Consider the following 12,416-nt stretch of genomic DNA (forward strand, 5'->3'; position numbering starts at 1 on the left):
CGGCATTTCAGAGTCGAGCGATGCCACGGAGGAACGCGGACCCCATGAGCCACACCTCCGCCACCGGTACTAGTCTAGAACAGAACGCATCCACTGATCTGCTAAATTCAAAGGTAGACCCCATTTATCTTTATTAGCGTCAGAGTTGGTCAATTAATATGCGCCTTCACTTTTTATACTGATAACTCATATACCCTAAATAAAACATACAGCTCTAAAAAAATAAATAGAACCGACATAAATATATCAAAATACTTAAACGTCCGTCCTCTCTTGCACCAAACCCGCCTTACTTCATTCCGATATGTGGCAGAAATAATGTAAATCCAACCTCTATATATCCAGGAAAAACTAGAGCCCAATTCGAACAAAAAATCCAGCACCAAAACATCTCCTAGAACTCAGGAAGCACATCTCCAATTTCAAAAAATACGCGATCCGCCCCCGTTGATTTGGTCAAAATTAAATCGACCTGCCCTATCATTCTTGACTTTGCGGATTCTAGCGCAATGCGGGTAAGACGTCAGAGGTGGTCAATAAATATTCACTCTGACCCCATTAATTCTCAGTTGGCGCATGCCTTTCGATAGATTGCCTTCCGGCGTTTCGATCAGCAGGTGGTAGTGATTGCCCATCAAACAATAGGCGTGGCATACCCAGTTGAAGATCTCGCAAACCTCATCGAGGATCGACAACCAGGCGCGGCGGTCGTCGTCTGATTCGTAAATCATCTCCCGGCGGTTTCCGCGAGACGTCACGTGATACAACGCGCCGGCAAACTCCAGTCGCAGCGGTCTGGCCATTCCTTGGCTCCTTCCGTGGTTCTACTTTGGGCGAGAATAGACTGCGGTCATCACAACGAAATGACAAGGCGGGGCAAAACGCAAGACCTGACCCCGACGTCCCGGACGTCCCGCGTCCCGTGACCCCGACGTCCCGTTTATTTATTTTAAATTTGCCAAAGCAAGCGAAATTTTATTTAAAGTTTCACAATATTTATCTATACCCCATTTCGCTTTCGTTAAAATAAATAAAAAAATCACAGAGGCGACTAAGAGCGGCATATGATCATTCGCAAAAAGATAGGTGCACGATAAACCCAGAGCCGCAATCATTGCGGAATAGAGCTTGCTAAACGTTCCCATAGATATAGCGTGAGAATCGGCGCGAAAAGCCCAATAAGAGGGATAGGCTTCGTCCCCGCTCTTTTCCGACAGAGCTTGACCTATCTTATCTTTAAGCTTACGATCAAAATCCATGTCATCTTCTCGAATCTTAGAGAAACCCCTCGAACTTTCCCTCATCGAGGCGCAGAACACGGACACATTAAACTTCGCTTTCTTTGCCTGTCTTTCTACTTCAAAAATACCTGCTTGAATAGGATCCATAAAAATTCCATAACCATTCATTAAAGCAACCGCCCGACCACTCTTTAATAAATATGTGCTCTAATCCATTAATTACTATAAATCCCGTTTTCTACGCCCGTAATCTAAGGAGGGAGGCAATGCCTCCCTCCCAGTAAACATTACATGCCCATACTGGGGCCCGGCGTAGGTGGTTCAAAATCTTCGCCTAGCTCTTCGAGTCGTCTCAACGCATCATCATATGAAAGACCCGACTCGACCACCCGACCGCTAGGGTCAACGATCACATAAGACACGCCAATAGGGTTACCCTCTTCATCCAACTCAGTAATCTTTACAACCGCATAACCGCCCTTCTCCCGAACGATTTCCTTCGTACTGCTCATTGCCTTCTCCTGCAAATGGACGTCGTAAGGGAATCGTGCCCGATCGACATCGGGTTTTCTGTAATATTTTGATTTAAATACGTTTCCAATAAGTTAACTTGGGCGGAAAGGCAAGTTTACAGCTTCTGATCTAACCACTCCGCACGAGTCATTATGCCGCTCAAGGGAACATATACGCAGGTTTCATCCCGGGCGCTTGAATTCAGCGCGATGTAGCAATAACAACTGAGCAGATAATTTTCCGCATCCACCAGACTGCCCTTGTGCCGCCCTTCCCAGAGCGTGCCTGATCGGCGATATGTGCGATTGATATAGCGGACGTACAAACTGCCCACGTGCTGCATCAGCCGGGAGAGGCTGTCGGGCTGGTGGGGCGTGAATAGCAGATGAACGTGGTTGGTCATCAGGCAATAGGCATGGAGTTCGGCGCCATACCGTTTCATGCCTTCGGCGGGCAGGTGTTGGTAGTAGCGGAAATCCTCATCCGCAAAGAAACAGGCATACCGATTGTGCCCACGCTGGACAACGTGCACCGGAACGCCGGGGAGATACATCCGTGTCTTCCTGGGCATTGCGACATCCGTGTTTTGATCCACTTTGAAGCCAAATCCTTTGGCTTTGCGGATTCTAGCGCAATGGGGATTGGTCGTCAGAGTTGGTCAATAAATATGCGCCCTGACACCTTTTATTAAATTCAAAGGTAGACCCCATTAATTCTGCCCCCATTAATTGCTCGTGTTATAGTCATCAGCCATTTAATGAATGAGACGCGCCATTATGGAAAAGACATACATTGCCGCTAAATATAATGAGAAGCATCACATTCTGGTTTGCGGTTCATGTGGAAAGAAGTTAGTCACTGACCCTAATAAACAGTGCCGTTCGCCCGGCCACGACTCCCCCCCGCATGAATGCAAATCTATATGCGTCTGCAGGCATTGCGAAACAACCAATTGTTGTGATCACGGCAAGCTCGAATACAACAACGTTGAACCATCAGGTGGCAATGGCCCTGCAGGAATGAGCTAGGCATTGAGCAACAAAGAAACACGGGGTTAGATTGAACTAACCCCATCGTTAGAAATGGCAAGGAGGGGCAAAACGCAAGACTTGCCCCCCCGCCGCTCCCTCAACGCGCCGGCAAACTCCAGTCGCAACGGTCTGGCCATTCCTTGGCTCCTTCCGTGGTTCTACTTTGGGCGAGAATAGACTGCGGTCATCACAACGAAATGGCAAGGCGGGGCAAAACGCAAGACCTGACCCCGCGTATCACCAAAACGTATCACCAAAAAGTTGTGCAGCCAAACTGGAAAAATATAAATTTTAATAACTTCGACAGCATTTTATCGAGGATAGAAGAAGCAATACGACACTATCATCTAAAAAATTAAACTACTCTTTTTTAATAAATATGCGCCCTGACACTTTTTATTTTTGTAAATTTAGAACATTGCCTTCATAATATGGCCCAACGCCATAAATTTCGTTATTTAGCTCATCAAGAACCATTGACGTACAGAATATTAACTGAAAATCTTTTCGATCTCTGAACAGATTAAAAATCGTTTTTTGAAAATTATGGCTACGATAAGGCTTCATACCTCCATTTTCTATAGCGTCAAGCATCAAAAAACGTGGCAATCGATACTCAGGGTCATCCAACGATTCTTTCAAGGCCGCCAAATGGAAAGCATTCTTCTTTACAAAATTAGAACTGCCAGAAAATTTAATCCTTCCGTCAATTAGATAACGATCTTTCGCGAAATCAATTTCAATATCAGACTCAGTGGCATCCGCGAACACCTCCTCATACGGGTCCCCATTATCGCGCCTCTCGCCTCCAACGATAGAAACAATATTTTCGCTGATCCCAGCAATCACCTTATCTCGTCTAGCCTGATTGGAACTGGTGGCCACTTCTATTTTATTCCTAATTTCAGTAATCCTACCATTCAGCTCAACCTTGAGCTCTTTATTTTTATCCAGCTCTTTTATGAGCTCCATCATTTTCACCAGATTCTTATTCTGTGACTCCAGATAACCAATTTCCCTTGAGTTTTCAATCGCTTTTTGTGAAGAAATATTTACCATCTTCGCAATCGATTCTAATTCTTGCTGAGCAACCTTAAGCTCGCCTTCTGCTATCTTTATTGTCGAAGCCAGTCCGGATTGATGTTCACGGTACTCATCCAATACCTTTTGATTGCTAGTAAGCTGGAAATCAATTTCCGTGATTAGCTCAATATAATTATTGTTAATTTGAGAACCGTCTAATGGAGCATGACACAAATGGCAACAGTCATCGTCCAGATTTTGCAGTTCTTTCATACACGAAGGGCAATGGTTGTATTCAACAACCCCTATTTCCTCATATGAAACCCTAGATTCCAACAAGCTTTTCTTTCGGTATTTCAAAGATTGATCGTAGGCTTCACAGTCGACAATTTCACCGTTAACTACCAGCAGGTCTTGTTTAAAAGCTTGCAATTGACGATTTAATAACCTAACTTTTTCATCGAGCTTTCTGAAGCGTTTATCTCTTTCTTTTTGGACATCCGTTTCGGCTTTAGTTTCAATAGGAAAGTCGCTCAACTGTGCAATACTATCAAGATTCGAAAACACCTCCTTTTCTAAAATTTCTGAAGTTAGCGTCGAATCCCTGCCCATCAATTTATACATCGCATTAAGGTCAGCGGAGATTTTTTCAAACTGCCTTTCCGTTAAAAGCAACTCTTGCCGCAACTTGTGTGTATCCAAATTATCCAAGCCCAGCAAGAATTCAAATATTGCAGTTCTTATACCCTCGCTATCAGCTCTTGGGTTATCTTCGGCACGCAATAACCTTGCAGAAGAAGTCTCCTGGTCTACATACAAGAATCTAAGAATCTGATGCATAGTCAAATTCGCATAGTCATCAGATTTATGAGTGTCCCACCCTAATAGCTCAAAGATCTGCTGTGAGAATGAAGCTTTGTTATTGGACTCACTTCGCCTAGGTCCGAATTTTTTCCATGCTTCTGCCTCACAATCTTTTAGTTCTAGGTTGCCAGACCTTATATATATTGGAGGTATAGATTTCTTATCAATATCTCGCTTAAGCGTAAACACCTTGCCATTGATATTTAGCTGACACAACACATCGTCACAGAGATCGGCGGGCGTCAGCCATTGGCTCTCTTTTATTTCACCACCCAAAACATAAAATATAACTTCCAGTATAGTGGTCTTACCTACAGAGTGATCGCCTCGTATTACATTTATACCTAAGTGATACTTTTCATCGTATATATGGCGACCCGACTTCCTAACAACAAGCCTCTCAATAAAAAAAATAGACTTATCCATATCTAAATTCCATCAAACCACTTTTCGATTTAAAACCATTCGGCCCATCAAGATTTACTTTAGGAAATGATTCCAGCAGCATTTTAAAAAAGTCACAAGACAAAAATTCGTCGCTGTTAAATGATTCAATCAACCTTTCAGACAGCGACTCAATATTCAGCTTAATTAAACCGTTATCCGAATTAACAAATAATTTACCCTCTAATGACTTTAATACAGATTCTTGTGTTTTACCAAGCTCATAAAACATCAACCTTGGATTCGGCGTTATCTCAAACGGGTCCTCTAACTTATCAATTATCTTTTTCTTATAATTTAAAGGTCTGGGCAGAGAGCCCATCCTCTTTAACAAATGCGGATACAGGTAATAAAAGTCGATGAATCTTATCATTTCATGAGAGATTGAAGTATCGTCAATAAAATACAGGATGCTCAATATTCTATATGAGCAGTGATAGGCGTCGTATGCAGGATGATATAAAATCATTACACCCACTCCACATGACACTTCTCGGTCAAAAAATAAAGCATACCCTCTATCAAGTCAGCAGAAATCATCCCGCCCGCCATTGACACTTCCTGATATAGAGGCTCTACGATAGTAGTATTTATGGCAGACTTTAAAGTCACGTCATCGGTACCGTTTTTAATTAGCGGAAGAATATATGAGTTGAACCTGGTCAAAATAAGGCCCAAGACGTGATTAAAAATAATCTGATAGGACTTAACGTGCTGAAATCTAGTTATTGTTTTTGAAGCCTTCTGACTAGAGACTAGTGCCTGATCATAATATATTTTCTTACCAGCCTTTTTCAGCTTGCCTTCAAGACCGATCATCTTTCTCGATTCACAGGCTTTAATTTTGCTCTGAAGCTGCTCTATCAGAAAGATATACTCTGGGCTGTCTTCTGCGAGCTCATTATGTTTTTTAATCAGATCCTTTAGCGCACCCGCTCCTACCGAAACATCAAATGAGGGAAGCTTGACAATGGTAGATCCAACATTAAGGTCTCCACCAATATCATTTCCGCTTATATCGTTTCCCGTAATAGCGATACTCTTAGGTACTCTACCATCTCCGGGACTAGGCATCGGAAAATTGTCCTTTTGAGCCATCAAAAACCCTTATCCAATATTAATGTCGCCACCAGATTTATTTTTTTTTATTTTATTACCTCGAAAAGCACCAGTTTGTTTACCAATATTTATATCAGAATTAGAATAATTTTCTTCTATCTCATTGTTAACAAAGTCTTTTTTATTAGAACCATCGCCCTTCACCTTCCGAGGAATTAAAAGCCAAGCTAAGAATAAACAAAATAAAAAAACGAAAACCAGTAGGACAATATTAACTATCAAATTAGTTTCAATTAGCTTGGATTCAATTAAATAGGTGGAAATCAACTTATAAAACACAAAGGCGGCGACCGTTGCAGGCCCACCAATTTTAAGAGCTTGTCCCCAATCCATATTAATCTTCCTGTTCTCCCTACTCCGCCTGAAAATTCAGCATTCCCCGACACTTCGGAAACGCTGAACACCCCCAAAACTCCTTCCCAACGTTCTCGCCGCGTTTCACGACACGCCGAACCATATCGCCCTGGCACTTCGGGCAGCGAACCGCATTCTCTTTCTCTTCAACAATGCTCTGGACGTGCTTCACATGTTCCCGATGCGTCTTGAAGGAAGACTTCAGGCGCCCCGAATCGATTTTCTCCAAGACCTGACTGACTTCTTCCGCAGCCAGCACCGCTTCATCATAGGATTTGATAAACCGCAGATACCCACCGCCACGCGTCACATTCCCCGGCATCTCCGTCTTAAAAGCCGCATCCCCCACAAACACCACCACCGAATGCACCTGCGCACCACTCAGCCCCAGCAGTGCCTGAATCGTTTTCACATGCTTGTAGTTCTGATGCAGTGGATTCTGAAACTTCTGCGAATGCTTATAGATCTTCTGTGTCCAATACCGTTGATGGGGACTCCCGAAAATCCACCCTTTCATGTTCTTGGTTTCCACGACGAACACGCCGTAGGGCGACACGATGATGTGATCGATCTGGGTGGTGCCGTCTTCGGTGGGCAGGGTGACGTTGCGGATCAGGTGATAAGTGTTCTTGTCGAGAAACAGGCGTACCGAGAGGTTAACCAGGCTTTCGCCGACCCAACCCTTGAACTGTGGCGATTTGAGAATGCCGCCGAGGATGGCCAGCGGGATGAGGTACCAGAGGGCGTGGATTAACGGTTGTAAGACGGGAGCAAAGTCCATTTTTGTTGTCCTCAGCCAGTGCTGACTCCTTGCCTGGCTGTCGTGCGAGTGGTGATTGAGCGCTTAAGCTTTCTGAAAGTTAATGTTGTTTATAGCGAGGGAAAAGGTAGGGAGCAAATGTTGGCGGGGTGGTTGGGCGCAAAATGTTGTTAAAGTTGAGCTGGGTCATATAAGAAAGAGGCAGGCTGAGGCCTGCTCCCCCTCTCTCCAAACCTCCGCTCCGCGCCCCGGCCCATTGCCTGAGGCAATGGGCGTTCCGGCGGACGAAGCGGTGCTTCGTGTCTATCCGCCTCCACCCCACCAGGGGAGAGAGGCTTAGAAAGCAGGCCTCAAGCTACTAGGAAAGCTCCAGTTGCTGCCAGGGCTGCGCCAATGGCCTGGGAAACGCGGTTGTCGGTTTTCATCAGCAGCGCGCCGAGACCACGACCAGCAAAGGCGATGATCAGGGTGGCGATGCCGAAGCCGGCCATGTACGCCATGAAGTGAGAGCCCGCCGGCATTTCAGCGCCGTGGGCGTAGCCGTGGAAGATCATGAAGGCGGCGACCAGCGAGCCGCCCACGGCGGTCGGCAGTTTGGCCAGGGTGGCGATCAGTACGCCTGCCAGCATGACGGACAGCGCAATGCCGGTTTCAACGCCCGGGATGCTCAGACCCGCGAAGGCCAAGCCTGCTCCCAGGAACATGCCGCCGATCATGAACAGCGGCGTGCCGCGTTTCATCCAGCCGCTCTGGCGCATGCTCCAGAAGCCGATGGCGGCCATGGCCAGCAGGTGGTCGAGGCCCAGCATGGGGTGCAGCAGGCCGCTGGTGAAGCCGCCCTGGCCGTGGCCCGGGTGGGCAGACGCGGCGGTGGCGGTCAGCATGAGGCCGGCGGTGAGCAGGGTTTTGGTGAGTCGTGTCATGGTTATCTCCGTTTAACTGCAATCCAATTTGTTTGGTGTGGGCCGATCTCAGGCTGAGGCTTCGATTTTCTCGGGGCGGCGTTCCGGCAACATCCCGCGTTCCAGAATGAAGCTGATGATGGTGTCCAGCCCTACCCCGTCGTACAGGTTGGTGAACACGAACGGCCGCTCGCCGCGCATCTTTTTGGAGTCCCGATCCATCACCTCCAGTGAGGCGTGGACCTGTTCGGCGATGTCGATCTTGTTGATGATCAGCAGGTCTGACTTGGTGATGCCCGGCCCACCCTTGCGGGGGATTTTGTCGCCGGCGGAGACGTCGATGACGTACAGGGTGAGGTCCGACAGTTCCGGGCTGAAGGTGGCGGAGAGGTTGTCGCCGCCGGATTCCACCAGCACCAGCTCCAGGTCCGGGTGGCGGGACTGGAGGTCGTCGATGGCCGCCAGGTTCATGGAGGCGTCCTCACGGATGGCGGTGTGCGGGCAGCCGCCGGTTTCTACGCCGAGGATGCGGTCGGCTTCCAGGGCTTCGTGGCGCAGCAGGAAGTCGGCGTCTTCCCGGGTGTAGATGTCGTTGGTGACCACGGCGATGTTGTAGTGGTCGCGCAGGGCCAGGCAGAGCTGGCGCAGCAGGGCGGTTTTACCGGAACCGACAGGGCCACCGACCCCGACTCGCAGACAATGTTTCATGGTGTGTTCCTCATCGTTGTTTGTTTTCAAAGGCCTCCACCGGGCGTCGAAGCAGTCAGGCATCCAGCTTCCGGGACATCCCACAGCAGGGATGCTGTGGGTAGCGTACAGGGACGTATGTATAGCGCGTCCCGGAAGCTGGGTGCCTGTCTGCGCACCTCAGTCGAAGCCCTCCTAACTTCTGAACAGTCTTGAATACTGTGTTTCGTGGTGCGCGGACGCGAGTGCCAGACCCGGCAGGATCGGGCCCAGTTCGTCGTCCTTCAGCACCAGTGCGTTATCCACGGCCCTCACCAGTGCCGGGCGCAGTTGTTCGGTCAGCCGCTGGGCGGCGGTGTGCCCGAGGGGCAGCGCCTTGCAGGCCACGGCGAGCTGGTTTTCCAGCCAGGCCCAGGCGAAGCCGAGCAGGGTCTGGCGCACGGGCACGTGGCGCTGGTGCGCGGCCCAGGCGAAGACGGTGACGTAACCCGGCTCGTGGGGCATCTGGCCGTCTTCCGGCATCAGCTCCAGGCTGGTGAGCAGGCGCGTGAGGGCGGAGCCCAGGCGGACGTCCTCGTCGCTCAGCTCGGCGGTTTCCCGGGTGGCGTGGAGCCAGTCGTTCCACTGCGCCAGGGTCGCGGCGTCGCCGTCGGCCCAGGCCTGTTGCTGGCGTGCCAGCACGGGCAGTTCGCAGCGGGTGAGGCCGTCGTCCAGCACGCCCGCCAGCCACTGGCCCAGGTCGGCCTCGTTGCGCACCCAGTCCAGCTCGAAGGCGCTTTCCAGCCCCTGGGACCAGGCAAAGGCCCCGATGGGCAGCGCCGGGCTGACCAGTTGCAGCAGGCCGAGCAGGCTGAGATCCGCCATGGGCGATGCCTCAGTGGACATGGTCGCTCCCGTGTCCATGGCTGTGCGGGTGATCGTGGTCGTGATCGTGCGAATGGCCGTGGCTGTGTCCATGGCCATGACTGTGACCGTGGGAATGCCCCGCCTGGGAATAGGCGCCCGGCTCGGGATCGAACGGGGCCTGGTGGTGCTTCAGGGTGGCGCCGAGGCGTTCGGCCAGTTCTTCCAGCACGTGGTCCGGCGGGAAGCGGACCCAGCCGGTCTGCTCATCGATGGTGCCGATGGCCAGCTGTACGTGGCGGTTGCCCAGGTGGTAGCACAGGCGCGCCAGCGGCAGGCCCGCCGGGATCTGGGCGGTGACCACCGGCTCGTCGGCGGCGCGGATGCGGACCACTTCGCCGCCGGCGGATTGCAGGCAGTCGCCGTCCCGCAGCACGGGGCCGCGATCCAGGAACAGGCCCACATCGGTGCCGTTGTCGGTGGTGGCCCGCAGGCGGCCGCGGATGCGCAGCTCGAACGGCAGGGTCAGGCTGTCGAAGATTTCCGCGGGCTCGACCGGGGCGATACGTTGTGTCAGTTCAATCATGCGGGCGTCCTCAGAACAGGTGATAGCGCTGGGCCAGCGGCAGCTCGGTGGCCGGCTCGCAGGTGAGCAGTTCGCCGTCGGCGTGGACCTCGTAGGTCTGCGGGTCGACGGTCAGCGTCGGGCAGGCGTCGTTGAGTTTCATGTCGCCCTTGCGCACCTGGCGCACGCCTTTGCAGGCAGACAGCGGGCTGTCCAGCCCCAGAGCCTTGTCGATGCCGGCGTCCAATGCGGCCTGGCTGACGAAGGTCAGGCGGGTGGCACTGGCGGCCTTGCCGAAGGCGCCGAACATGGGGCGGTAGTGCACCGGCTGCGGCGTGGGGATGGAGGCGTTCGGGTCGCCCATCGGCGCCGCGGCGATCATGCCGCCCTTGATGATGGTGGCGGGCTTCACGCCGAAGAAGGCCGGGCTCCACAGCACCAGGTCCGCCAGCTTGCCCACTTCCACCGAGCCCACATCGTGCGCGATGCCGTGGGTGATGGCGGAGTTGATGGTGTACTTGGCGATGTAGCGCTTGGCGCGGAAGTTGTCGGCGCCCAGTTCCTGGTCTTCCGGCAGCAGGCCGCGCTGGACTTTCATCTTGTGGGCGGTCTGCCAGGTGCGGCAGATGACCTCGCCCACCCGGCCCATGGCCTGGGAGTCGGAAGAGATCATGGAGATCACGCCCATGTCGTGAAGGATGTCCTCGGCGGCGATGGTCTCGCGGCGGATGCGGGAGTCGGCGAAGGCCACGTCTTCCGGGATGTTCGGGTCCAGGTGGTGGCAGACCATGAGCATGTCCAGGTGCTCGTCGATGGTGTTCACCGTGTAGGGCCGCGTCGGGTTCGTGGACGACGGCAGCACGTTGGCTTTCGAGCATGCGGTGATGATGTCCGGCGCGTGGCCACCGCCCGCCCCTTCGGTGTGGAAGGTGTGGATGCAGCGATCCTTGAACGCGGCCAGGGTGTCTTCGACGAAGCCGGATTCGTTCAGGGTGTCGGTGTGGATCGCCACCTGCACGTCGTACTTGTCGGCGACGGTCAGGCAGTTGTCGATGGCGGCCGGCGTGGTGCCCCAGTCTTCGTGCAGCTTGAGGCCGATCACGCCCGCTTCCACCTGGATTTCCAGCGCTTCCGGCAAGGAGGCGTTGCCCTTGCCGAGGAAGCCGATGTTCATGGGCAGCGTGTCCACCGCCTGGAGCATTTTGCCGATGTGCCAGGGGCCCGGCGTGCAGGTGGTGGCATTGGTGCCGGTGGCCGGCCCGGTGCCGCCGCCGAGCATGGTGGTGATGCCGCTCATCAGGGCTTCTTCCACCTGTTGTGGGCAGATGAAGTGAATGTGCGGGTCGATGCCGCCGGCGGTGAGGATCTTGCCCTCCCCGGCGATGATTTCGGTGCCCGGGCCGATGACGATCTCGACGTCCGGCTGGGTGTCCGGGTTACCGGCCTTGCCGATGGCGGCGATGCGGCCTTTCTGGATGCCCACGTCCGCCTTGACGACGCCCCACCAGTCGAGGATCAGGGCGTTGGTGATGACGGTGTCCATGACGGCGTCGTCGCAGCGCTGGCTCTGACCCATACCGTCACGGATGACTTTGCCGCCGCCGAATTTAACCTCGTCGCCGTAGTGGGTGTGGTCTTTCTCGACCTCGATCCAGAGTTCGGTGTCCCCGAGCCGCACGCGGTCGCCCACGGTGGGGCCGTACATGTCGGCGTAGGCCTGACGGGAAATCTTCATGGCTGGCCTCCTGCTTTCTTCTTGTCCACGGCGCCCATGACCTCGCCCCGGAAGCCGTAGATCTCGCGCTTGCCCGCGTAGGGAATCAGGGTGACTTCGCGGGTCTGGCCCGGCTCGAAGCGGATCGCGGTGCCGGCGGCGATGTCCAGCCGGTAGCCGGTGGCCTTCTTGCGGTCAAAGGTGAGCGCCGGGTTGGCTTCGGCAAAGTGGTAGTGGGAGCCGATCTGCACCGGGCGGTCGCCGGTGTTGCCCACCTCGACGGTGATGCGCTCGCGGCCGGCGCAGAGCTCGATGTCGCCGTCCTTGATCTGGTATTCGCCGGGAATCATCTGCGG

Annotated in this window: 15 protein-coding genes; all 15 read right to left on the reverse strand. The window is 52.7% G+C overall.

The window, feature by feature from the left end; genetic code table 11:
* Positions 1-533: 533 nt before the first annotated feature.
* A complete protein-coding gene (locus JL474_RS16650) occupies positions 534-803 on the reverse strand; it encodes a transposase (protein ID WP_236012332.1) in 270 nt (89 codons plus the stop codon).
* Positions 804-944: 141 nt separating this feature from the next.
* Positions 945-1,388 (reverse strand): hypothetical protein, encoded by a 444-nt coding sequence (locus tag JL474_RS16655; RefSeq protein WP_203142974.1) that lies wholly within the window; start codon positions 1,386-1,388, stop codon positions 945-947.
* 140 nt (positions 1,389-1,528) lie between these two features.
* A complete protein-coding gene (locus JL474_RS16660; RefSeq protein WP_203142975.1) occupies positions 1,529-1,753 on the reverse strand; it encodes a hypothetical protein in 225 nt (74 codons plus the stop codon).
* Positions 1,754-1,869: 116 nt separating this feature from the next.
* On the reverse strand, positions 1,870-2,325 hold the full coding sequence (locus tag JL474_RS16665; RefSeq protein ID WP_236012333.1) for a transposase: 456 nt from the start codon (positions 2,323-2,325) through the stop codon (positions 1,870-1,872).
* Positions 2,326-3,181: 856 nt separating this feature from the next.
* The gene (locus JL474_RS16670) at positions 3,182-5,098 is read right to left on the reverse strand and encodes a hypothetical protein (protein ID WP_203142976.1); all 1,917 of its coding nucleotides are present in this window, start codon (positions 5,096-5,098) and stop codon (positions 3,182-3,184) included.
* Positions 5,091-5,585, reverse strand: a complete 495-nt coding sequence (locus tag JL474_RS16675; protein ID WP_203142977.1) for an ABC-three component system middle component 5 — start codon at positions 5,583-5,585, stop codon at positions 5,091-5,093. Before JL474_RS16675 ends, JL474_RS16670 begins: the two co-directional genes overlap by 8 nt.
* Positions 5,585-6,214 carry an ABC-three component system protein gene (locus tag JL474_RS16680; RefSeq protein ID WP_236012334.1) on the reverse strand — a complete coding sequence of 210 codons (630 nt, stop codon included), beginning with the start codon at positions 6,212-6,214 and terminating at the stop codon, positions 5,585-5,587. Before JL474_RS16680 ends, JL474_RS16675 begins: the two co-directional genes overlap by 1 nt.
* A gap of 9 nt (positions 6,215-6,223) precedes the next feature.
* Positions 6,224-6,568 (reverse strand): hypothetical protein, encoded by a 345-nt coding sequence (locus tag JL474_RS16685; RefSeq protein WP_203142978.1) that lies wholly within the window; start codon positions 6,566-6,568, stop codon positions 6,224-6,226.
* A gap of 19 nt (positions 6,569-6,587) precedes the next feature.
* A complete protein-coding gene (locus JL474_RS16690; RefSeq protein WP_203142979.1) occupies positions 6,588-7,370 on the reverse strand; it encodes a nuclease-related domain-containing protein in 783 nt (260 codons plus the stop codon).
* Between the two features lie 329 nt (positions 7,371-7,699).
* A complete protein-coding gene (locus JL474_RS16695) occupies positions 7,700-8,272 on the reverse strand; it encodes a HupE/UreJ family protein (protein ID WP_203142980.1) in 573 nt (190 codons plus the stop codon).
* Positions 8,273-8,320: 48 nt separating this feature from the next.
* A complete protein-coding gene (gene ureG, locus JL474_RS16700) occupies positions 8,321-8,959 on the reverse strand; it encodes an urease accessory protein UreG (protein ID WP_131483882.1) in 639 nt (212 codons plus the stop codon).
* A gap of 174 nt (positions 8,960-9,133) precedes the next feature.
* Positions 9,134-9,823 (reverse strand): urease accessory protein UreF, encoded by a 690-nt coding sequence (locus JL474_RS16705; protein ID WP_203142981.1) that lies wholly within the window; start codon positions 9,821-9,823, stop codon positions 9,134-9,136.
* Positions 9,813-10,367 carry an urease accessory protein UreE gene (gene ureE / locus JL474_RS16710; RefSeq protein ID WP_203142982.1) on the reverse strand — a complete coding sequence of 185 codons (555 nt, stop codon included), beginning with the start codon at positions 10,365-10,367 and terminating at the stop codon, positions 9,813-9,815. Before ureE ends, JL474_RS16705 begins: the two co-directional genes overlap by 11 nt.
* Before the next feature lie 10 nt (positions 10,368-10,377).
* On the reverse strand, positions 10,378-12,081 hold the full coding sequence (gene ureC / locus JL474_RS16715; RefSeq protein ID WP_203142983.1) for an urease subunit alpha: 1,704 nt from the start codon (positions 12,079-12,081) through the stop codon (positions 10,378-10,380).
* Entirely contained in the window at positions 12,078-12,410 is a 333-nt protein-coding gene (locus tag JL474_RS16720; RefSeq protein ID WP_203142984.1) for an urease subunit beta, read from the reverse strand. The genes ureC and JL474_RS16720 overlap by 4 nt, the downstream gene beginning before the upstream one ends.
* Positions 12,411-12,416: the final 6 nt, after the last annotated feature.

The organism is Marinobacter mangrovi (assembly GCF_016798325.1).
In the GTDB taxonomy this organism is placed as follows: Bacteria; Pseudomonadota; Gammaproteobacteria; order Pseudomonadales; family Oleiphilaceae; genus Marinobacter_A; species Marinobacter_A mangrovi.